A 22790-nucleotide genomic window follows, 5' to 3' on the forward strand; every position below is an offset into this window, starting at 1 on the left:
CTTACGACAAATCGACAAGTTGACCCTGGATTTGCGCAGTGAAGACAACCCCGTGGGACTGCCTCGGAAAACGCCGGATGTTATCACAAGAGCCGCCACGCACCTATCCCCCAGATGCGCATGGAGCATAGTTAGATGACCGATGACAGGCTTAACGGGGACGAGAGAGGCTCAGAGCTTCCCTGAATGCAAATTTGAGGTCAGGTTTGGGGATGTTTATTGACATTTATGGCCTCATCGCTGGCACGTCGAGTCGTCGCACCGCAGCTCCCACAAAATCGGCGGCATGCACAAAACCTGTGGGAGCTGGCTTGCCAGCGATAGCGTCCGAACAGAGGCCAGAGTCAATCAATGCAGGCGCTTGCGGCACATCAACTGCGCCATTTTCGCGGTATCCGGGCGCTCTACGATGCCTTTCTCGGTGACGATCGCATCGATCAGGTCTGCCGGGGTCACGTCAAACACCGGGTTGAACGCTTCAACTTCAGCGCCGACGCGCTTGCCGCCAACTTCCAGCAATTCGGCGCCGGCGCGCTCTTCGATCGGGATGTCATCACCGCTGGCCAGATTCATGTCGATGGTCGAACTCGGCGCCACCACCATGAAACGAACGCCATGGTGCATGGCGTTGACTGCCAGTTGATAGGTGCCAATCTTGTTCGCCACGTCGCCGTTGGCAGTGATCCGATCGGCGCCGACGATCACCCAGGTCACGCCTTTGGTTTTCATGATGTGCGCAGCGGCGGAGTCAGCGTTCAGGGTCACCGGAATGCCTTCGTTGGCCAGTTCCCACGCGGTCAGGCGCGAGCCCTGCAGCCACGGCCGGGTTTCGTCGGCGTAGACGCGCTCGACCATACCCTCGATGAATGCTGCGCGAATCACTCCGAGTGCCGTGCCGAAACCGCCGGTGGCCAGGGCGCCGGTGTTGCAGTGCGTCAGAATGGCCTGAGCATTGCCCTGATGCTTGCGAATCAGATCAACGCCGAGCTGAGCCATGGTCAGGTTGGCTTCGCGATCGCTTTCATGGATGGCAATGGCTTCGGCCTCCAGCGTCGCCAGCGGATCGGCGTTTTCTTTCAACCGGTCCAGCCGGTCATGCATGCGGTTCAACGCCCAGAACAGATTCACCGCCGTCGGCCGGGAATCGGCCAGCAGCATGAAATCCTCTTCCAGCGCCGCGTACCAGTCGCCACCTTCGGCAATCCGGGCACGGGCGGCCAGCACGATGCCGTAGGCTGCACTGATGCCGATGGCCGGCGCACCGCGCACTACCATCGAACGAATCGCCTCGGCCACGCCGGCGGCGCTGGTGTAGGCGATCCAATTTTCCTCGAACGGCAAAACGCGCTGATCCAGCAGGTGGAGCGCGCCATCACGCCAATCGATGGCCTTTACTTTCTCCGCAGCCAATAGTCGATCGCGCATCCCTCACCCCGCACTCATGAACAAAAGCCGCCGATTATAGCGATCCCCCCGCGAAGACGCTCGGGTATACTTCGCCATCCTTTACAAAAGCACTGGAACCGACCCTCGATGCCGAAACCTGCCGTTGCGCTCGACTTATTATTGCTGCCGACCTGGCTGGTACCCGTCGAACCTGCAGGCGTTGTGCTCAAGGAGCATGGCCTGGGCATCCGCGACGGCCGCATCGTGTTTATCGGCCCGCGTGCCGAAGCGCTGAAGTGTAACGCCGCCGAAGTCCACGAACTGCCAGACGTCCTGATCAGCCCCGGCCTGATCAACGCCCACGGCCACGCCGCGATGACGCTGTTTCGGGGCCTGGCCGACGATCTGCCGCTGATGACCTGGCTGGAAAACCACATCTGGCCGGCCGAGGGCAAATGGGTCGATGAAGATTTTGTGCGTGACGGCACCGATCTGGCCATCGCCGAACAGATAAAAGGTGGCATCACCTGTTTTTCGGACATGTACTTCTTCCCGAAGGTTGCCAGCGAGCGCGTACACAACAGCGGAATCCGCGCACAGATTGCGATTCCGATCCTCGACTTCCCGATTCCGGGGGCCGCCAGCGCCGATGAAGCCATTCGTCAGGGTGTCGAACTGTTCGGCGACCTCAAGCATCACGAGCGCATCAAGATCACTTTCGGCCCTCATGCACCCTACACGGTTGGCGATGAGAACCTGGAAAAAATCCGTGTGATCGCCGAAGAACTGGACGCCTCGATCCACATGCACGTCCACGAAACCGCTTTCGAAGTACAGCAAGCAGTCGAACAGCGCGGCGAACGCCCGCTGGCCCGGCTCGGTCGCCTCGGCCTGCTCGGCCCGCGCTTCCAGGCCGTGCACATGACCCAGATCTGCGATGACGACCTGGCGTTGCTGGTAGAAAGCAACACCAGCGTGATCCACTGCCCGGAGTCGAACCTGAAACTGGCCAGCGGTTTCTGCCCGGTGGAGCGCCTGTGGCAGGCCGGGGTCAACGTGGCCGTCGGCACCGATGGCGCGGCGAGCAACAACGATCTGGACCTGCTGGGCGAAACCCGCACCGCTGCATTGCTGGCCAAAGCTGTCGCCGGCTCGGCCACCGCGCTGGACGCCCACCGGGCGCTGCGCATGGCCACGCTGAACGGCGCGCGGGCCTTGGGGATCGAAGCCGAGACCGGCTCGCTGGAACTCGGCAAGGCGGCAGACATCGTCGCCTTCGACCTGTCCGGCCTGGCGCAGCAACCGGTCTATGACCCGGTCTCGCAGCTTATTTACGCCACCGGCCGCGACTGCGTGAAACACCTGTGGGTTGCCGGCAAGCAGTTGCTCGACAACCGCCGCCTGACCCGCCTTGACGAACAACAGCTCGGCGAAACCGCCCGAGCCTGGGGCCGACGCATCAGTGGCCACACCGAATCGTAAACACCCCGGGACAAACTCCGGGGCTACAGCCTTTTTCAAGTTTTAGAGGATTGAATCATGAGCAACGTCGACCACGCCGAAATCGCCAAATTCGAAGCCCTGGCCCATCGCTGGTGGGACCGCGAAAGCGAATTCAAACCGCTGCACGACATCAACCCGCTGCGGGTCAACTGGATTGACGAGCGGGTCAATCTGGCCGGCAAGAAGGTTCTGGACGTCGGTTGCGGCGGCGGCATCCTCAGCGAAGCCATGGCCCAGCGCGGCGCGACCGTGACCGGCATCGACATGGGCGAAGCGCCGTTGGCGGTCGCGCAACTGCATCAGCTGGAGTCCGGCGTGAACGTCGAGTACCGGCAAATCACCGCCGAAGCCCTGGCCGAAGAAATGCCCGAGCAGTTCGACGTCGTCACCTGCCTGGAAATGCTCGAGCACGTACCGGATCCATCCTCGGTGATCCGTGCCTGCTTCCGCATGGTCAAGCCCGGCGGCCAGGTGTTCTTCTCCACCATCAACCGCAACCCGAAGGCGTACCTGTTCGCCATCGTCGGCGCCGAATACATCATGAAGCTGCTGCCGCGCGGCACCCACGACTTCAAGAAATTCATCCGCCCTTCCGAGCTCGGCGCCTGGAGCCGCATGGCCGGCCTGACCGTCAAGGACATCATCGGTCTGACCTACAACCCGCTGACCAAGCACTACAAACTGTCGGCGGACGTTGACGTCAACTACATGATCCAGACCCTGCGCGAGGAATAAGCCGATGGCCATCAGAGCAGTCCTTTTCGACATGGACGGCACTCTGCTCGACACCGCGCCGGACTTCATCGCCATCTGCCAGGCGATGCGCGCGGATCGTGGCTTGCCGCCCATGAACGACAAACACATCCGCGATGAAATTTCCGGCGGTGCCAAGGCCATGGTCGCGGTGACATTCTCGATGGATCCGGAGTCGCCGGGTTTCGAGGAACTGCGCCTGGAGTTCCTTGAGCGCTACCTCGTCGGTTGCGCCGTGCACAGCAAGCTGTTCGAGGGCATGGGCGAATTGCTGGCCGACATCGAGAAAGCCAATCTGATCTGGGGCGTGGTCACTAACAAACCGCTGCGCTTCGCCGAGCCGATCATGCAGCAACTGGGGCTGGCCGAGCGCTCGGCACTGCTGATCTGCCCGGATCACGTGAAGAACAGCAAGCCGGATCCCGAGATGCTGATCCTCGCCTGCAAGATGCTTGATCTGGATCCGTCAACCGTTCTGTTTATCGGCGATGATCTGCGCGATATCGAATCCGGCCGTGACGCCGGCACCAGGACCGCTGCCGTGACCTATGGCTACATTCACCCGGACGACAACCCTCGGCACTGGGGCGCGGACGTGGTGGTGGATCATCCGCTGGAGCTGCGCAAGGTGCTGGATAACGCACTTTGCAGCTGCTGAGGCCTGACGCGGAGCGTTATTGGCTGCATTCCCGCGCCGACGGTTCGACGCCTCGACGTGGGAATGATCTGACTCTTGATGAGGTTTTTTATGTTTGATTACTCCGCTCGCCCCGAATTGCTCAAGGATCGGGTCATTCTGGTCACCGGTGCCGGTCGTGGCATCGGCGCGGCTGCCGCCAAGACCTACGCCGCCCACGGCGCGACCGTGCTGTTGCTGGGCAAGACCGAAGCCAACCTGACCCAGGTCTACGACGAGATCGAAGCGGCCGGGCATCCGCAGCCGGCCGTAATCCCGTTCAACCTCGAAACCGCCCTGCCCCATCAATACGATGAGCTGGCGGCGATGATCGAGACCGAGTTCGGCCACCTCGACGGCCTGCTGCACAACGCCTCGATCATCGGCCCGCGCACGCCGATCGAGCAGTTGTCCGGTGAAAACTTCATGCGCGTCATGCAGGTCAACGTCAACGCCACTTTCATGCTGACCAGCACGCTGTTGCCGCTGCTCAAACTGTCGCAGGACGCGTCGGTGGTCTTCACCTCCAGCAGTGTCGGGCGCAAGGGTCGTGCTTACTGGGGCGCCTATGGCGTGTCGAAGTTCGCCACCGAAGGCTTGATGCAAACCCTGGCCGACGAAGTCGAAAACGTGGCCCCGGTGCGCTCCAACAGCATCAACCCGGGTGCCACCCGCACCAGCATGCGCGCCCAGGCTTACCCGGGTGAAAACCCGCTGAACAACCCGACACCGGAAGAGATCATGCCGGTCTATCTGTACCTGATGGGCCCCGACAGCACCGGTATCAATGGCCAGGCCTTCAACGCCCAGTAATGCCATACGTCGCATTTGTTGCCGTGGCGGAATCCCGTCGCGGCATGCAATTGCCGCTCTGAGCAGCGCAAACTCAGTCAAATATCCATCATCTTTACCGCCTACAAAGCCCCAACCTGTTGATTCAAAACGGTTTTCAAAAAATATGAACCGTATGGCACGACTTTCGCTCTACATTTCCTCAAAGCACGCCGAGTGAAGGCAGTCGGGCGAGGACCGATTCGATAGCTGACTAATCGTCATCGCGCAGACTAAACTTGTGACAAATGTCCTACGGGACTGATGGATCAGTATGACGCGCAGCCCATAGCCGCTCTCACCCAGCCTGTAAGACAGACTTACTGCTTAGGGGCTCACGCCATATGAAATCACCCTCCCAGACCACTGCAATTGACTTCGACAGTGCCAAATTGCAACGCCTGGGCTTTGGTCAGCATCCGTCTCTGCTGGCGCGACCTGTCAGCCTGGCGCAATTGCGCCAGCAAATGAGCCTGCAACTGCAAACCAGCCTCGAGCCACAACGCATCCTCGGTCTTTTTTTCCGCGAAGTTCAGCGCCTCGTGCCGCTGGACGCTCTGACTTATGTGCACAGCGGCAGCGACCTGCGCCTGGAATTCGGCGCCCGCGGACACCACTCGGCCAGTTACAGCCTCAGTCACGAAGGCGAGCACATGGGTGAACTGGTATTCCGCCGCAACCAGCGCTTCAGCGAACAGGAACTGGGCAATCTCGAGTCGCTGCTGTCGGCCCTGCTGTATCCGATGCGCAATGCCCTGCTGTACCGTGCCGCCACGCAAAGCGCCTTGCGTGATCCGTTGACCGGTGCCGGCAACCGCATTGCCATGGAGCAGACGCTGCAACGGGAAATCGAGATGTCCCGCCGACACCTGCAACCTCTGTCGTTGCTGATGCTGGACATCGATCATTTCAAACAGGTCAACGACCTTCATGGCCACGGCGCCGGCGATGACGTACTCAAAGCCGTAGCCGCATCGATCAAGGGCCAGTTGCGCAATGTCGACATGGTGTTTCGCTATGGCGGCGAAGAGTTTCTGATCCTGCTGTCCAACACCGCTCGCGATGCGGCCGCCATGGTCGGCGAGCGCCTGCGTCAGGCAGCGCAGGCCCAGGATTACTACGCCAATAATCAATTGATCGAACTCACCGTGAGCCTCGGCTGCTCGACCCTGTTGCCGGGCGAATCCGCCGACAGCCTGCTGCGCCGCGCCGACAGCGCGCTATATGTCGCCAAGCGCGAGGGTCGCAATCGCCTGACCATGGCGGGCTGATTTTTTGCAGCCGACAAAAACGGGAGCCGAGGCTCCCGTTTTTTATTGATGTCGCCGAAATCAGCTCTCGACCAGCGCCCGACGCTCACGTCCGACCATCACCCGCTCCGACAGCTCAAGCTGCATGCAGCGCTCCAGGAACAGGTACATGTAGTCGTAGCTCTTGCAAATCGCCTGTCGCAGTTCCACCTGCAAGGCCTTGCTAGGGTTCGTCCCGGCCAGGGTGCAGATGATCTCCAGCGCTTCCCAAGGGTGGGCATCGTCGTACTGGGCGTGCATCTTCAGCCACTTCATCGCCCGCTTGCGATCCTCTTCAGGGAAGGCGGCGGCATAGACACCCGTCGAACACACCAGCGCCGACCACTCCCCGGTCGCGCCTTCGATGGCGTAGTTGGTGGCTGCGATGGCCACGATCAGTGAATCCGCCGAACTGGTGTGCCAGCACCAATGGCTCAGAGCATGCAGCTCCGGTGGCACTTGCTGCGCCTGCAAATCTTCCAGGCTCACCCCATGGGCCCGGCTCCAGTGCAGCCAGTAATCGGCATGGTTGAGTTCGACGCGGATGTTGCGCATCAACCAGCGCCGCGCCATGTCTTCACCCGGGTGACGGGCGAATTTGGTTTTGGTGAGGTTCTGCGCCATGTACAAGGCGAATTGCTCAACGACGGGCCAGCCCCCGATCAGGTACTGGCGCATGGTTTTGGCGCTGAGCTTGTTATCACGCATGCGCAGATAAAGTTCATGTTCGACAACCCGGCGTTTGCTCTCGCTGCAATCCTGGATCAACTGTTGCGCCCAGGCGGGATAACTTGCAGCTTCCATGAGTGGTCCGGTTCGGTTGAATGTGTCGATCACTGTTCGGCTCCTTTTGATTTGTGATTGTAAGGATCGGCAAGAGACTTCAACGGAATTTGCCAGGCGCCTTGAATAACAGTGGCTGCGGTCTGGCGGGCCGACTTTGCAAACTGTCACAGGTAAACAACTGCGGGCGTTCCACAACATAACCCTGAGCGTAATCCACGCCGATTTCAAGCAACGCCTGCTCGATCTGCGCCGTTTCAACAAACTCGGCAATTGTCTGCTTACCCATGACATGCCCGATGTGATTGATCACTTCGACCATTGCACGGTTAATCGGGTCGTCCAGCATATCCTTTACGAAACTCCCGTCGATCTTCAGGAAGTCTACAGGCAAATGTTTCAAATAAGCGAATGAAGACATTCCGGCACAAAAGTCATCGAGCGAAAAATAACAACCCAAGCCCTTGAGTTCATTAATAAATCTGATTGCACTACCGAGATTTGCAATGGCACTGGTTTCTGTAATTTCAAAACAAATCATTTCAGGCGGTATGCCGTAGTTATCAAACTGCTCGCGTAGAAAGTGCAAAAAAGCGTCATCTCCGATAGTAATGCCTGAAAGATTAATCGCACACATTGCCAGAGGCCCTTCGCACTCTTCGTTAATACATTGAGCAATAACCTTAAATACATTCTGCACAACCCAGCGATCCAATGAGGTCATCAAACCGTAACGCTCAGCCGCCGGTATGAAACTGTCCGGGAGAATCATCCGACCCGCTTCGTCATGCAGGCGCAGCAGAATTTCGATGTGCCCGCGGGAGCCTCCGGCAACCGAATTCAGCGGAGCGATTTCCTGGGCGTAGAGACAGAAGCGGTTTTCCTCCAGGGCCATGTGCAGGCGCTGTACCCATGCCATCTCGCCGAAGCGCAGAGACAGCTCCGAATCGTCGGCGTGATAGACCTGCACCCGGTTGCGGCCCTTTTCCTTGGCCATGTAGCAGGCCATGTCGGCGGCCCGCAATGAGGCTTCGAGGGTGGTCGGGGTTTGCGCGACGTGCACCAGGCCGATGCTGACAGTGGTCAGGAACGGCCGGCCCTTCCAGACGAAATGCAGGTTCTGCACGGTCTGGCGCAGCCCCTCGGCGATTTTCTCGGCCGCCTCCGGCGCGCAGTTCTCCAGCAGGATGCCGAACTCGTCCCCACCCAGCCGCGCCAGGGTGTCGCCCTCGCGCAGGCCCGATTGCAGCAACGCACAGATATGCCGCAACAACTCATCGCCGGCCGCATGCCCGCAAGTGTCATTGACCAGCTTGAACTGATCGAGATCGAGGAACATCAGCGCATGCCGTCCCGGCTGCCGGGTCAGGTTGTGCAGGGCCTGTTCGAGGCGGTATTCGAACTCGCGACGGTTGGCCAGCCCGGTCAGCGCATCGTGAGTGGCCTGCCACGACAGATTGGCGATGTATTGCCGCTCCTGAGTCATGTCATGCAGCACCAGCACGGTACCGCTGACCTTGCCGGCGTTGCGGATCGGCGCGCCGACCAGGGTCACTGACACGGTGCTGCCATCCAGCCGCTGGATCAGCTTCGAATGCTCGCTGCCGCCCGTGAGCTGGCCGCTGAGAATGTGCTCGATCAGCGTCAACCCCTCATTCTGGGCGTTGTCATCCAGCAGGTTGAACAACGCCGCCAGCGGGAGACCGGCAGCCTGCTCGGCCTTCCAGTGGGTCAACGCCTCGGCGGCCGGGTTCATATAGTCGATCGCCCCGCTCACATCGGTGGTGATCACCCCGTCGCCAATCGAGTGCAAGGTGACATGGGCGCGGTCCTTTTCCAGTTGCAGCGCTTCGGCGAAAGCGTGCCGCTGCTTGAGCAATTTGCGGGTACGCAGCAGTGCCAGCACGATCAGGCCCAGCGCGGTGGCAAGGTTGGTGAACAGCAGCAGGCGCAGGATCATCCGCGAGCCTTCGCCCAAGGCATCGCTGAACGCCTTGGCGGCCGGGGTCACGCCATCATTGATGGCAAAAATCCGCTCTTTCCAGCGCCGGATATCGGCCTCGGTGGCGGCATTGGCAGTGATGCGCTGATGCATCTCCTGCGCCACGCCGTCGAGCTCCACCAGATAGGCATCGCCCAGCGTCCAGCGGTCGATGGCGGTTTCCAGGTAACTGAAGTGACGGAAATTCAGGTACAGCCAGATCAGACTGGACACATCGTCCGGATGATTGCCGCCCTTGAGGATGCCTTCGCGCGCCGCTTGCAGGTCGGGCGGTTGCTTGTCCAGCGCCAGACGCAACTGATGGCCACCCTGAGGCACGGCAATCGCCGTCTGGTATTTGAGGTAAATCGCCTCGTCTCGGCTGTCGGCATACAGGTTGAGGTAATAGATGGCGTCTTTCTGGCCCTTGGACCAGAGGCTTTCGCCTGCCACATACCCTCGAACCGCAGAAAGGACGTAAAGACTCACGCCCCCCAGCAAGGCTTGAAACAACACGACGGCAATGAATGGCCAGACGATGCCCAGCAACCGAGGCGTTCCGAGAGTCCGCTTTTGTTTCATTGGATTCCTTGCGTGGTCACTGCCTGATCGTCCGTCTCTATCAGACCAACTCCCAAAGACTAGGAGGCGTTCGGGGTTACGGCAAGCGGCGGATCGGCCCTGATTCAGTACAAACGCAGCCTTATACATATGTAACGCCGCACAATTGGCTGGCGGCGTTTCACTGGCACTCCAGTTGTTCCCTCTCAGGGCAGGAAATCGTTCTCGCGGAGTGCTGCATCACATCGATCTCTCTTGCTACAACCGACACACCAGACACTCAGGAGTTTCGTGTCAGACAGGCATCGGGACTTGATTCGGGCCCCGACATCAAAGACCTGGCTCCCTCACCCGCCGCACGGGAAAACCATCAATCGCATAAGGCGAGAAACATCGCGCATGCCGACGTCGTGACCGCCAGGACAGCGAGGCCAAACAGGTCAGCTTGTTGCGCAAAAAGTATCGCCTCGGTGGACGTGGCCACAAGCCTGCCGCCGAGCAACAGCTGGTCACGACGCCACGACAGATGGATTGAAGGTGCTGCGCAGCTGATCTACAACCGCTGCAAATGCCCATAAAGCTTGGCGTACAACCCGCCATCGGCAATCAGTTGCTGATGGTCGCCATCCTCGGCCACTTGCCCGCCGTCGAACACCAGCACCCGGTCCGCCTGCTTCACCGCTGACAAGCGGTGGGCGATGATCAGCGTGGTGCGGCCATGGAGGAACCGCGCCATGGCCTGGTGCAGGTTGTATTCGGTGGCGGCGTCGAGGGCTGACGTCGCCTCGTCGAGAATCACCACTTTGGGTTCGGCGAGAATCATCCGCGCGATCGCCAGACGTTGCCGCTGACCGCCGGACAAGCGCACGCCGGAGCGGCCGACGATGCTGTCCAACCCGTCCGGCAAGGCGCGGATGGTGGGTTCGAGCTGGGCGATTTCCAGTGCCTGCCAGCAGGCTTCGTCGCTACGGGTGCGGCCCATGGTCAGGTTGGCGCGCACGCTGTCGTTGAACAGCGCCGGATGTTGCAGCACCACCGCGACATTTTCCCGAACCGTTTCCAGGCCGATTTCCTGCTGGGTCGATCCGCCGAAACGGATCGTCCCGGCCAGTGGCGTGTAGAGCCCCAGCAGCAATTGCACGAGGGTACTTTTGCCGCCACCACTGGCGCCGACAATCGCCACTTTTTCACCAGGAGCGATGGACAGATTCAACTGGTCCAGCACCAGTTCGTCGCCGTAACCGAAGCTCAACCCTTGCACCTGAATCCCGACGGTATCGCGGCCCTTGAACGGATCGACACCGCCGGGGTATTGCGGCTCGTCGGCGCGCGCCAGCAGTTCGTTGATCCGCGACAGCGCACCGCCTGCCGCGTAGTAGGCGTATTGCAGGTTCAGCAGTTGTTCGACCGGGCCGATCATGAACCACAGATAGCTGAACACCGCGAGCATCTGGCCGATCGACAGATCGGAGAACAACACCGTGAGCATGGCCGCCGCGCGGAAGATATCGATGCCGAACTGAAACAGCAGACCACTGGCCCGGTTCGAGGCGTCGGTCTTCCATTGCGAATTGACTGCATAGTTGCGCACTTCCTGCGCTCGCAGGCCGAGGCGCCCGAGAAAAAAGCCCTGACGGTTGCCGGCGCGCACTTCCTGTATCGCATCAAGGGTTTCGCTCAGCGCCTGAGTGAAGCGCGAGGTGCTGTCGTTCTCCAGTTTCTTCAGGTGCTTGACCCGCTTGCCCAACTGCACCGTGGCGTAGATCACCAGCGGGTTGAATAGCAGGATCAGCAATGCCAGTTTCCAGTGCATCCACATCAGGATGCTGGCGGTGCCGACCAGGGTCAGCATCGCCACCAGGAAACGGCTGAGGGTTTCGCCGACAAACTTGTCGAGGGTGTCGAGATCGGTGACCAGGTGGGTGGTGACCGTGCCGCTGCCCAGGCTTTCGTATTCACCGAGGGAAATGCGTTTCAGACGCTCGATCAGCCGCACGCGAATGCGATAAACGATGTCCTTGGCCAGCCGCGCAAACAACCGCGCCTGCAATACGCCAAAACACAGGGCGCTGCAGCGCAGGGTCAGCGTCACCACCAGCATCAGGCCGATATAGCCTGCCGCCTGCTGCCACATCGAAGGCAGCACATGGTTCATGACTTTCAGCGCCGCATCGCCGTGACCGAGCAGGACTTCGTCCACCAACAACGGCAACAGCAGCGGAATCGGCACGCTGCACAGCGTCGCCAGTACGGCCACGCCGTTGGCGATCCACAGGGACTTTTTGTGATGAAGTGCCAATCGCCGGACTTCAGCCCAGCTCAGCCGGTCGACACGCTTGACGGCTGGCGTGTCATCGGCCGGGTCAGACACAGGCGGCGCGCTCCAGCCATCGACCGAGCAACGGCGACAGTTCACTGAGCGGCTGGTAACCGTTGGTCAGCAACGCCAGTTGGCCATTACGCTCGGCGAGCAGCGTCGGGAATCCGGCGATGCCCAGATCCTGCACCCAGCTGAAATCGGCCTGGGTCGCCTTGTGTTGATCGGCATGATCAAACAGGGCAGCAAATTCGATGCGCGGGACGCCGGCCTTCTCGGCCAGCTCCACCAGAACGCTGGCCTGGGTGACATCGCGACCTTCGACGTAAAACGCGTGCTGGATCAACCCGACCAGTTTCCACGCGCAATCCGGCGCCAGGCTGCGCGCGGTGACGATGGCCCGGCAGGCAGGTTCGGTGTCGTAGACAAAACCGTCCGGCAATGCGCCTTCCAGCTTGAACGGCTGGCCAGTGGCCTCGGTAACCGCCTGCCAGTGTTCGAGAATGTAGCGCCGGGTGGTCGGCTCAAGCGCCGCACCGCTGCCGGTACGCAACCCGCCGACCACCAGGTGCAGTTCCACCCCGGCTGCCTGCGCCTGCTCCACCAATGCCTTGGCTACCGGAGCAAATCCCCAGCACCACGAACACATCGGATCCATCACATAGAGCAGGCGTGCAGACATGATTAAGCCTCGGTGGATGCTTGCTTATCTTGCTTATAGTTGTAGCCGATCGGGTGCGGCATGTTGCGCGCTTTTGCCAGCTCGATCTGCTTCTGGCGGTCGATGGCGCTGCGGCGGGTCTTCTCGCTCAGGGTGTCCCAGCAGTGCGGGCAGCTGATGCCGGCCACGTAATGCTCGGAGGCGCGATCTTCAACGCTGACCGGGGTGCGGCAGGCATGGCACTGATCGTAGTCGCCTTCGCTCAGGTCATGGCGCACGGTCACGCGGTTGTCGAATACAAAGCAGTCGCCCTGCCATTTGGTTTCTTCCTGCGGCACTTCTTCGAGGTACTTCAGGATGCCGCCCTTGAGGTGGTAAACCTCTTCGAAACCTTCGCCGAGCATGTAGCTGGAGGCTTTTTCACAACGAATGCCGCCGGTGCAGAACATCGCGACCTTCTTGTGCACGGCCGGATCGAAGTGTTCTTTGATGTAGTCGGGGAATTCGCGAAAACTGGTGGTTTTCGGATCGATGGCGCCTTCGAAGGTGCCGATCGAGACTTCGTAATCGTTGCGGGTGTCGATCAGCAACACTTCCGGATCGCTGATCAGCGCATTCCAGTCCCGCGGTTCAACGTAGGTGCCGACCTTCTTGTTCGGGTCGACGCCTTCGACGCCCAGGGTCACGATCTCTTTCTTGAGCTTGACCTTGGTGCGATAGAACGGCTGCTCGTCGCAGTACGATTCCTTGTGATCGATATCGACCATGCGCGGATCGTTGCGCAGCCAGGCCAGCAGGCCGTCGATGCCTTCACGGCTGCCGGAAACCGTGCCGTTGATGCCTTCTTCGGCGATCAGCAGAGTGCCTTTGATGCCGTTGTCGACCATCGCTTGCAACAGGGGCTCGCGCAGGCTGACGTAATCTTCGAGGGTGACGAACTTGTACAGTGCCGCCACGACAATCGGTTGTGTCATGGGTATTTCTCCAGGTGGCTACCCTCGTAAAGGGTGAACCGGATGCGAAAAAAAACGCGCCGGGTGAGCGGCGCGTTGCGGATTCTAGCAAAAAACCTCAGTTCATTGCTGCAAGGCTCAATGCTTGCTGCCGCCGGCACAGGTCGGCGACGCCGGAGCGGCACCTACCTCTGCCCATTCCTGCGGGGTGTAGGTGTGCAGCGCCAACGCATGGAACTCGCCCATCAGCTCGCCGAGCGTGCCGTAGACTTTCTGGTGGCGCTTGACCCGGTTCAGGCCTTCGAACTGCGCACTGACCACCACTGCCTTGAAGTGGGTCTGCAACCCTCGACTGTGCATGTGGCTTTCGTCCAGCACTTGCAGATGCTCAGGCTGAAGCAGCGCCAGCGTCGATTCGATGCGTTGTTGCATGGTCATCACGAACTCCGCTTACTTCTTCTTGGCCGGAGCCGCGCCTTTCGGTGCCAGCTCGTTGGTCATGTCGTCCAGCAGCTTGTTGACCACCGGTACCGCGCTTTCCAGTTTGGCCTGGGTCATCTGGGCCGATTGCTGAGTCAGCTGCGGCATCTTTTCCAGGACTTTCTTGCCCAGTGGCGACTGGTAGAACGCGACCAGATCTTTCAACTCCTGTTCGCTGAAGTTGCTGGTGTAGAGCTTGACCATGTCCGGCTTCAGCTTGTTCCAGCCGATGGCCTGGTCCAGGGCGGCGTTGGCCTTGGCCTGGTAGGTATCCAGTACGGCTTTCTTGGATTCCGGCGCCTTGGTCTGTTCAAAACGCTGGGCAAACATCTGCTGAACCTGCATGTACACCGGAGTGCCCAGCTTGTCAGCGTGCGCCAGGGTCAGGAAAGTTTCGGCACTGGCGTTGTGGCTGGCGGTATCGGCAAACACCTGGCCGCTGGCGCAAACCAGGGCAACCGCGGTGCAGATGGCACGAAGACGAATCATCGAGTTTCCTTTTCAGCTAGGCGAGGTCAAACCCCAAGGGCGACCATTCTGCGCCTGAATAACGCTGCGGCTCAACCCCCGGCCCTTGCCGCGCTTGATTGGCGGGGATTTGCCAGTCAACAATCGGCCGGAGGGAACCACCCGGGCCGACACCGGCCTAAACTGCGCAAACAGACCAACAGGAGTGTGCACGATGAGCCGTAACGAAACCGACAGCCTGGGCCCGATCGAAGTCCCGGACGACGCTTACTGGGGCGCTCAGACGCAACGCTCGCTGATCAACTTCGCCATTGGCCAGGAACGCATGCCCTTGCCGGTCCTGCACGCCCTGGCCCTGATCAAGAAAGCCGCGGCCCGGGTCAACGACCGCAACGGCGACCTGCCAGCCGACATCGCCCGCCTGATCGAACAGGCCGCCGACGAAGTGCTCGACGGCCAGCATGACGACCAGTTCCCGCTGGTGGTCTGGCAGACCGGCAGCGGCACGCAAAGCAACATGAACGTCAACGAAGTGATCGCCGGTCGCGCCAACGAACTGGCCGGCAACCCGCGCGGCGGCAAGACGCCAGTGCACCCCAACGATCACGTCAACCGCTCGCAGAGTTCCAACGACTGCTTTCCCACCGCCATGAGCATCGCCACTGCGCAAGCGGTGCAGGCCCAACTGCTGCCCGCCATCGCCGAGTTGTCGGGCGGCCTCGCCGAGCTGTCGGCACGGCACATGAAACTGGTGAAAACCGGTCGCACCCACATGATGGACGCCACGCCGATCACTTTCGGCCAGGAAATCTCCGGCTTCATAGCGCAGCTGGATTACGCCGAACGAGCGATCCGCGCAGCGTTGCCCGCAGTCTGCGAACTGGCGCAGGGCGGCACGGCAGTCGGCACCGGACTCAATTCGCCACACGGTTTCGGCGAAGCGATTGCCGCGGAACTGGCGGCACTGTCGGGCCTGCCATTCGTCACCGCGCCGAACAAGTTCGCAGCCCTCGCCGGCCATGAGCCGCTGAATACGCTGTCCGGCGCCCTGAAAACCCTCGCCGTGGCGCTGATGAAAATCGCCAACGACTTGCGTCTGCTGGGCTCGGGCCCACGCGCAGGTTTTGCTGAAGTGAAATTGCCGGCCAACGAACCAGGCAGTTCGATCATGCCCGGCAAGGTCAACCCGACGCAGTGCGAAGCGTTGTCGATGCTCGCCTGTCAGGTGCTGGGCAACGACGTGGCAATCGGTTTTGCCGCCAGCCAGGGTCATCTGCAACTGAACGTGTTCAAACCGGTGATCATCCACAACCTGCTGCAATCGATCCGCCTGCTGGCCGACGGTTGCAGCAACTTCCAGCAGCACTGCATCGCCGGGCTTGAACCGGATGCCGAAATCATGGCGAAACATCTGGAACGCGGGCTGATGCTGGTGACGGCGCTGAACCCGCACATCGGCTACGACAAGTCGGCGGAAATCGCCAAGAAGGCCTACAGCGAGGGCAAGACCCTGCGCGAAGCCGCGCTGGAACTGGGTTATCTGACCGATGAGCAGTTCGACGCCTGGGTACGGCCGGAGAACATGATCGAGGCCGGCGCCAAGGGCTGAATCCCGTAGCGCCAGAAAGTCCGTCATCGCGAGCAAGCTCGCTCCCACAGTTGACCGCATTCCCCTGTCAGGAATGCGGTTTAATGTGGGAGCGAGCTTGCTCGCGAATGAGGTTGACGCGGTTTAGCTGGCGGCCATCTTCATCCGCCGGGCCTTGAGCCCGGCAATCAGCGAAGGCCCGAGCGCCACCAGCGCCGACCCCAGCACCACCAGCACCGCCCCACCATACCCCAGCAGATTGATTTGCTCGGCATGCACATACTCGGGCCACACCCCGGCCGCCACCGCTACTGCGCCGAACGTCACCAGCGGCGTGATCGCGAGCGTCGCACTGACGCGTGAGGCTTCCCAATGCGCCAGTGCCTCGGCAAATGCGCCGTAGGCGATCAGGGTGTTCATGCAGCACGCCAGCAGCAGCCAGCCCTGCAACGGGCTCAGCGACAGTGCTTCGAGCGGATGCACCCAAGGCGTCAGCAACATGGCGCAGAACAGGTAGATCACCATCATCACCTGCAACGAATTCCACACCGTCAACAATTGCTTCTGCCCCAGCGCGTAAAAGGTCCAGACGGTCGAGGCCAACAGCACCAGCAACACGCCGGCGGTGTAATCAGATAAAGAGGTGAGCAATTCCGCCAGACGCTGGTTGAAGAACAGCGCAAAACCGATCAGCAGTACCGCCAGGCCAATGCCCTGGCCGATGCTGAAGCGTTCCTTGAACACGAACAGGCTGGCGATCAGCAACATGATCGGCCCCATCTGCACCACCAGTTGCGCAGTGCCGGGGCTGAGCAGGTTCAGGCCCATCAGGTACAGCACGTAGTTGCCCACCAGCCCGAGCACGGCCATCAATACCAGCCATCCGCCCTTCGGCCCGAGCACCTTGCGACTCGGCAGCCGTTTGGTCGCCGCCAGATAAATGAACAGACAGCCGCCGGACACCAGCAGACGAAACCAGGTCACCGTGACCGGATCCATCACCATCAGCACCTGCTTGAGCTTGATCGGCAGGATTCCCCACAGAAACGCCGTCAACAGCGCCAGGAACATGCCGTACACCCAACGACCCGATGAAACGTGCATGAGAACCCCAAGCGCCAGAGACAGGAGCGCTCATTCTAGGCGCACACACCCGCCCGACACAGGGACAGTTGCGCTCAAGCCGCAAATGAAACTGTGCAGGTCGCAGCAGAAAATTGACGAAGGGCCGTTGATCGGCTGGCCGGGCAAGGTAAGTGGTTCAGGCATAAGCTCCTTGGATCCACCCCGGGACAACACTCACCAAGGAGACGCCGTCATGTTAGGCATGCGCGCCCAGGACACCGCCCCCGCCATGCACTTTCGCAGCGACCGCATATGCCGGGTCAATGGCGAGCTGTATTTCAGCACCCGGGAAAACACCCTCGAAGGGCCGTTCGACAGCCCCGAGAAAGCCGAGCAGCAGATAAAGGCCTACATCGCGCGGATGCAGTTGCTGGATTCCGGCAGGTAGATCCGGTCGCCCCATTCGCGAGCTTGCTCGCGAAAGCCATCGAGAGAGCAAAACAAATTCCCGGACTTAACGCACGGCCTCAAACAATCCGGTCGCGCCCATCCCGCCGCCCACGCACATGGTCACGATCCCGTAGCGCAGATTGCGTCGCTGCAACTCGCGCACCAGATGCCCGACCTGCCGCGACCCGGTCATGCCGAACGGGTGACCGATGGAAATCGAGCCGCCGTTGACGTTGTATTTCTCGTTGTCGATTTCCAGTCGGTCACGGGCGTACAGGCACTGCGAGGCGAACGCTTCGTTCAATTCCCACAGATCGATGTCCGCCACCTGCAAGCCTTTGGCCTTGAGCAGTTTCGGCACCGAGAACACCGGGCCGATGCCCATTTCGTCCGGCTCGCACCCGGCTACGGTAAACCCACGGAAAAACGCTTTCGGCTTGAGCCCCAGTTGCAGGGCTTTTTCCAGGCTCATCACCAGCGTCATCGAGGCGCCATCGGACAACTGCGACGAGTTGCCGGCGGTCACCGAACCGTCCTCGGCGAATACCGGTTTCAATCCGGCGAGGCTTTCATAAGTGGTATCCGGACGGTTGCAGTCATCGCGATCAACGATGCCGTCGAGGATCTGCACTTCACCGCTGTTCTTGTCTTCAACGCGGTACTTCACCGCCATCGGCACGATTTCATCGTTGAACAGGCCGGCGGCCTGCGCCTGAGCAGTACGGATCTGACTTTGCAGCGAGTAACGATCCTGCGCCTCGCGACTCACGCCATAACGGCGCGCCACCACTTCGGCGGTCTGGCCCATGGTGTAGTAGATCCCTGGCGTCTGCTGCTTGAGCAACGGGTTGATCAGGTGATCAGTGTTGACGCTTTTCAGGGTCAGGCTGATCGACTCGACGCCGCCGGCGACGATGATGTCGCTGCAACCCGATGCAATCTGGTTGGCGGCAACCGCAATCGCCTGCAAGCCCGACGAACAGAAACGGTTGAGGGTCATGCCCGCCGTGCCAGTGCCCAATTGCGAGAGCACCGCCACGTTACGACCGATGTTGTAGCCCTGGGCGCCTTCGTTGGAGCCGGCGCCGACGATGCAATCCTCGACGCTGGCCGGGTCGATGTCGTTGCGCGAGAGCAACGCATTGACGCAATGGGCCGCCATGTCATCGGGACGGGTCTGGTTGAACTTGCCGCGAAAGGACTTGGCCAGGCCGGTCCGTACGCTGTCGACGATCACCACTTCACGCATGGCATACCTCATTGTTGCAGTCAGTTGAGAGTGGACCGAGCATATGTCCACTCAATCGCCGACCGCGACAATCATTCACCTCGCGTATGCGGGCCCATCGGCTCAGTCCTTGTGTTTCCTGGCTCGTTTGTCGGACTTCTCGAAAGCTTCTTCCAGCGCACGGTTGATCGTGCGCAAGACCTTGACCCGAGCCCAGCGCTTGTCGTTGGCCTCGACCAGGGTCCAGGGGGAAATTTCGGTGCTGGTGCGGTCGACCATGTCGCCCACCGCGGCACGATAGGCGTCCCACTTGTCGCGGTTGCGCCAGTCGTCTTCGGTGATCTTGAAGCGCTTGAAGGGGATTTCTTCACGCGCCTGGAAGCGCTCAATCTGCGTGTTCTTGTCGATGGCCAGCCAGAACTTGACCACGATCACCCCGGCATCGGCGAGCTGCTCTTCGAAGTCGTTGATTTCGCCGTAGGCACGCATCCAGTCGGCGGTGCTGCAAAAGCCTTCGATCCGCTCTACCAGCACCCGGCCGTACCACGAGCGGTCGAACACGGTGAACTTGCCCCGGGCCGGGATGTGTCGCCAGAAACGCCACAGGTAAGGCTGTGCCCGCTCCTCCTCGGTCGGCGCGGCAATCGGCACGATGTTGTACTGACGCGGATCGAGCGCCGCCGCCACCCGACGGATCGCCCCGCCCTTGCCCGCCGCATCGTTGCCTTCGAAAACCGCCACCAGTGCATGGCGGCGCATGCGTTTGTCGCGCATCAGGCCGGACAGCCTCGCCTGTTCGGTGATCAATTGTTCTTCGTAATCTTTCTTTTCCAGACGCTGATCCAGGTTGAGGCTGTCGAGCAGATTCAACTGATCCACCGACGTGCCCAGCGGTTGGGCACTGACTGCACTCGAATGCACGTCGGGGCGCTTCAACGCGTTTTGCAGGCCTTCAAGCAAAATCTTGCCAACGGTCAGGCTGCGGTAGTTTGCGTCCACCCCTTCGATGACATGCCACGGCGCATAGTCGCGGCTGGTTCGGCGCAACACACGTTCGCCGTATTTGACGAACTTGTCGTAGGTCTGCGATTGCTGCCAGTCCAGCGGGCTGATCCGCCAGCTGTGCAGAGGGTCGTCGGCCAACGCCTTGAGCCGCGCCTTCATTTGCTTCTTGGACAGGTGGAACCAGAACTTGAAGATCAGCGCACCTTCGTCGCACAGCATCTTTTCCAGGCGTTCGGCCCCGGCGATGGCCTGATCCAGTCGCGGATCCTTGAACAAGCCGTGGACCCTGCCCTGCAGCATCTGGCTGTACCAGTTGCCAAAGAAAACCCCCATCCGCCCCTTGGCCGGCAGCATCCGCCAGTAACGCCAGGCCGGTGGCCGCGCCAGCTCTTCATCGGTCTGCTGGTCGAAAGTGCGCACTTCGATCAGACGCGGATCCATCCACTCGTTGAGCAATTTCACCGTCTCGCCCTTGCCGGCGCCTTCGATGCCGTTGATCAAAATGATCACCGGAAAACGCTTCTGCTGCTGCAACTCGAACTGGGCTTCCAGCAACGCTTCACGCAGAGCGGGCACGGCGGCTTCGTAGGTGTCTTTGTCGATGGCGTGACCGATTTCAGCGGATTCGAACATAGGGACGGCTCCTTCCAGGATTCAGCAAGACTAGCGGATTGGGCTCTGGCGCGGCACAGAAATTCCCGTCGGCGGCGGATTGTCCTCGAGTGATCGTCAGCCAGGCTTGCCATGGATCAAGCGCCGCCTGCGTGATCGGCTAGAATGGCCGCCTTGTCGTTGCCGAGCCTGCCATGAAACCTGTAATGCCCCACGCCCAAATCGACTGGGATGACCAGGGACGCCCGCGTTCGCGAGTGTTCGACGATGTGTATTTTTCCGACCAGTCGGGGCTGGATGAAACCCGCTACGTGTTCCTCGAACAAAACCGTCTGGCCGAGCGTTTTGCCGCGCTGCCGGCGGGTGGGCGACTGGTGATCGGTGAAACCGGCTTCGGCACCGGGCTGAATTTTCTCTGCGCCTGGCAGTTGTTCGAACAGCATGCGGTGGCCGGTGCGCGGCTGCATTTCGTCAGCGTGGAAAAGTACCCGCTGAGCCCTGCCGACCTGCAGCGGGCGTTGGCGTTGTGGCCGGATCTCAAGCCGCTGTCCGATCAACTGCTCAAGCATTACGTGGCAATCCATCAAGGCTTCCAGCGTATTGTTCTGGATAACGGTCGCGTGACCCTGACGCTGCTGATCGGCGATGCGCTGGAACAGTTGCCGCAACTGGACGGCCAGATCGACGCCTGGTTTCTCGACGGTTTCGCCCCGGCGAAAAACCCGGAGATGTGGACCGCCGAACTGTTCGCCGAACTGGCGCGACTGGCGGCGCCCGACTCGACCATCAGCACCTTCACCAGTACCGGCTGGGTGCGGCGCCTGCTCAACGCTGCCGGCTTCAAAATGAAGCGCACGCCGGGCATCGGCCACAAGTGGGAAATCCTGCGCGGCGAGTTTCTTGGCTGGCCCGAGAATGAGCCTTTACCCGCCGCGACCAAACCATGGTTTGCCCGCCCGATTCAGTTGAGCAGTGAGCGTCGCGCTCTGGTGATCGGCGCCGGTCTGGCCGGTTGCGCCACGGCGGCCAGCCTCGCGGCGCGGGGCTGGCAGGTCAGTCTGCTGGAGCGACATGACGCCGTGGCCCGGGAAGCCTCGGGCAATCCTCAAGGCGTGCTGTACCTGAAACTGTCCGCCCACGGCACCGCACTGTCGCAGTTGATCGTCAGCGGTTTCGGCTACACCCGGCGCCTGCTGGAAACCCTGCAACGGGGTACCGACTGGGACGACTGCGGCGTGCTGCAATTGGCGTTCAATGAAAAGGAACGCGAGCGTCAGGGGCAACTGGCGGCGGCGTTTCCCGAAGACCTTCTGCAGTGGCTTGATCAACCCGAGGCGCAGGCCCGTGCCGGGGTCGGTCTGGCCCATGGCGGTTTGTACTATCCCGAGGGCGGCTGGGTGCATCCGCCCGCGTTGTGTCAGGCGCAATCCGCACAACCGGGCGTCACGCTGCTCACCCATCAGGAAGCCGTGGAACTGCGCAAGGTTGACGGCCAGTGGCAGGCCTTCGACGGTGATCGATTGATCGCAACAGCACCCGTCGTGGTGTTGGCGGGTGCCGCCGAGATCAAGCGTTTCCCCCAGAGTGCCGACCTGCCCCTCAAACGCATTCGCGGACAAATCACCCGACTGGCGCAGACCACACGAAGTCAGGCACTGGCCACCGTAGTGTGCGCCGAGGGTTATGTCGCACCGGCACGCTTGGGCGAGCACACCCTCGGCGCCAGTTTCGATTTCAACAACGACGACCTGACCCCGACCACCGCTGAACACCTGGGCAATCTGGCGATGCTCGAAGAAATCTCCACGGATCTGGTCGCACGCCTGCACATCAGCGAACCCGACGCCGACCGCCTCGAGGGTCGCGCCGCCTTCCGTTGCACCAGTCCCGACTACCTGCCGATTGTCGGCCCGCTCGCCGATCACGAAGCCTTCACCGACGCGTATCGCGCCTTGAGCAAGGATGCCCGGCAAGTGCCGGACGTTCCCTGCCCATGGCTGGACGGTCTGTACGTCAACAGCGGTCATGGTTCACGCGGATTGATCACCGCACCACTGTCTGGCGAGTTGCTGGCCGCGTGGCTCGATAACGAACCGCTGCCGCTGCCGCGCAGTGTGGCCGAAGCCTGTCATCCCAACCGGTTTGCCCTGCGCCGTCTGATTCGTGGCAAATGAACCCGGGCTCGATCAGTCAGCGGGCA

19 protein-coding genes are annotated in these 22790 nt (G+C 61.0%); 8 read left to right on the plus strand and 11 right to left on the minus strand.

Features of this window, described 5'->3' with window-relative positions:
• Positions 1-348 precede the first annotated feature (348 nt).
• Positions 349-1425: an S-methyl-5-thioribose-1-phosphate isomerase gene (gene mtnA / locus MKZ87_RS18095; RefSeq protein WP_085705401.1), complete on the minus strand. Its 1077-nt coding sequence runs from the start codon at positions 1423-1425 to the stop codon at positions 349-351.
• 108 nt (positions 1426-1533) lie between these two features.
• Here mtnA and MKZ87_RS18100 point away from each other — a divergent pair, with 108 nt between their 5' ends.
• From MKZ87_RS18100 to MKZ87_RS18120, 5 genes are all read left to right on the plus strand, one after another.
• The gene (locus tag MKZ87_RS18100) at positions 1534-2868 is read left to right on the plus strand and encodes a TRZ/ATZ family hydrolase (protein WP_085705400.1); all 1335 of its coding nucleotides are present in this window, start codon (positions 1534-1536) and stop codon (positions 2866-2868) included.
• Positions 2869-2925: 57 nt separating this feature from the next.
• Positions 2926-3624, plus strand: coding sequence for a bifunctional 2-polyprenyl-6-hydroxyphenol methylase/3-demethylubiquinol 3-O-methyltransferase UbiG (gene ubiG / locus MKZ87_RS18105; protein WP_065257165.1), 699 nt, complete (start codon positions 2926-2928; stop codon positions 3622-3624).
• Positions 3625-3628: 4 nt separating this feature from the next.
• Positions 3629-4300, plus strand: a complete 672-nt coding sequence (gene mupP / locus MKZ87_RS18110) for an N-acetylmuramic acid 6-phosphate phosphatase MupP (RefSeq protein WP_085705399.1) — start codon at positions 3629-3631, stop codon at positions 4298-4300.
• Between the two features lie 90 nt (positions 4301-4390).
• Positions 4391-5131 carry a YciK family oxidoreductase gene (locus MKZ87_RS18115; RefSeq protein ID WP_085705398.1) on the plus strand — a complete coding sequence of 247 codons (741 nt, stop codon included), beginning with the start codon at positions 4391-4393 and terminating at the stop codon, positions 5129-5131.
• Between the two features lie 362 nt (positions 5132-5493).
• Complete coding sequence (locus MKZ87_RS18120) at positions 5494-6420, plus strand: GGDEF domain-containing protein (RefSeq protein WP_085705395.1); 927 nt, start codon at positions 5494-5496, stop codon at positions 6418-6420.
• A 60-nt stretch (positions 6421-6480) separates the two neighbouring features.
• On the opposite strand, the gene MKZ87_RS18125 is transcribed toward MKZ87_RS18120, so the two are convergent.
• From MKZ87_RS18125 to MKZ87_RS18155, 7 genes are all read right to left on the minus strand, one after another.
• Positions 6481-7275, minus strand: coding sequence for a TenA family transcriptional regulator (locus tag MKZ87_RS18125; protein WP_085705394.1), 795 nt, complete (start codon positions 7273-7275; stop codon positions 6481-6483).
• A 46-nt stretch (positions 7276-7321) separates the two neighbouring features.
• On the minus strand, positions 7322-9784 hold the full coding sequence (locus MKZ87_RS18130) for an EAL domain-containing protein (protein ID WP_085705393.1): 2463 nt from the start codon (positions 9782-9784) through the stop codon (positions 7322-7324).
• A gap of 532 nt (positions 9785-10316) precedes the next feature.
• Entirely contained in the window at positions 10317-12134 is a 1818-nt protein-coding gene (locus tag MKZ87_RS18135; protein WP_085705391.1) for an ABC transporter ATP-binding protein, read from the minus strand.
• Positions 12127-12729, minus strand: a complete 603-nt coding sequence (locus MKZ87_RS18140; protein ID WP_170929764.1) for a DsbA family protein — start codon at positions 12727-12729, stop codon at positions 12127-12129. Before MKZ87_RS18140 ends, MKZ87_RS18135 begins: the two co-directional genes overlap by 8 nt.
• A 35-nt stretch (positions 12730-12764) precedes the next feature.
• Positions 12765-13715 carry a rhodanese-related sulfurtransferase gene (locus MKZ87_RS18145; RefSeq protein ID WP_085699904.1) on the minus strand — a complete coding sequence of 317 codons (951 nt, stop codon included), beginning with the start codon at positions 13713-13715 and terminating at the stop codon, positions 12765-12767.
• A 117-nt stretch (positions 13716-13832) separates the two neighbouring features.
• Positions 13833-14132 carry a BolA family protein gene (locus MKZ87_RS18150; RefSeq protein WP_065257175.1) on the minus strand — a complete coding sequence of 100 codons (300 nt, stop codon included), beginning with the start codon at positions 14130-14132 and terminating at the stop codon, positions 13833-13835.
• Between the two features lie 12 nt (positions 14133-14144).
• Positions 14145-14663 (minus strand): DUF2059 domain-containing protein, encoded by a 519-nt coding sequence (locus tag MKZ87_RS18155; RefSeq protein WP_085699902.1) that lies wholly within the window; start codon positions 14661-14663, stop codon positions 14145-14147.
• 193 nt (positions 14664-14856) lie between these two features.
• On the opposite strand from MKZ87_RS18155, the gene MKZ87_RS18160 reads away from it, so the two are divergent.
• Positions 14857-16251, plus strand: a complete 1395-nt coding sequence (locus MKZ87_RS18160; protein ID WP_085705389.1) for a class II fumarate hydratase — start codon at positions 14857-14859, stop codon at positions 16249-16251.
• A 123-nt stretch (positions 16252-16374) separates the two neighbouring features.
• Here the strand turns inward: MKZ87_RS18160 and MKZ87_RS18165 are convergent, their stop codons facing one another.
• On the minus strand, positions 16375-17334 hold the full coding sequence (locus MKZ87_RS18165; RefSeq protein ID WP_085704676.1) for a DMT family transporter: 960 nt from the start codon (positions 17332-17334) through the stop codon (positions 16375-16377).
• A 214-nt stretch (positions 17335-17548) separates the two neighbouring features.
• Here MKZ87_RS18165 and MKZ87_RS18170 point away from each other — a divergent pair, with 214 nt between their 5' ends.
• Positions 17549-17743, plus strand: a complete 195-nt coding sequence (locus MKZ87_RS18170) for a DUF6316 family protein (RefSeq protein WP_085696950.1) — start codon at positions 17549-17551, stop codon at positions 17741-17743.
• A 66-nt stretch (positions 17744-17809) separates the two neighbouring features.
• Here MKZ87_RS18170 and MKZ87_RS18175 read toward each other — a convergent pair whose 3' ends face one another.
• Together MKZ87_RS18175 and pap are read right to left on the minus strand one after the other, a co-directional pair.
• The gene (locus MKZ87_RS18175) at positions 17810-18994 is read right to left on the minus strand and encodes a thiolase family protein (protein ID WP_266201492.1); all 1185 of its coding nucleotides are present in this window, start codon (positions 18992-18994) and stop codon (positions 17810-17812) included.
• A gap of 102 nt (positions 18995-19096) precedes the next feature.
• Positions 19097-20611 carry a polyphosphate:AMP phosphotransferase gene (gene pap, locus MKZ87_RS18180; RefSeq protein ID WP_085696951.1) on the minus strand — a complete coding sequence of 505 codons (1515 nt, stop codon included), beginning with the start codon at positions 20609-20611 and terminating at the stop codon, positions 19097-19099.
• Between the two features lie 173 nt (positions 20612-20784).
• Here pap and mnmC point away from each other — a divergent pair, with 173 nt between their 5' ends.
• On the plus strand, positions 20785-22764 hold the full coding sequence (mnmC, locus tag MKZ87_RS18185; RefSeq protein WP_266201494.1) for a bifunctional tRNA (5-methylaminomethyl-2-thiouridine)(34)-methyltransferase MnmD/FAD-dependent 5-carboxymethylaminomethyl-2-thiouridine(34) oxidoreductase MnmC: 1980 nt from the start codon (positions 20785-20787) through the stop codon (positions 22762-22764).
• The last annotated feature ends 26 nt before the right edge of the window (positions 22765-22790 follow it).

Origin of the sequence: Pseudomonas sp. MCal1, assembly GCF_026341415.1 — a bacterium.
GTDB lineage: Bacteria > Pseudomonadota > Gammaproteobacteria > Pseudomonadales > Pseudomonadaceae > Aquipseudomonas.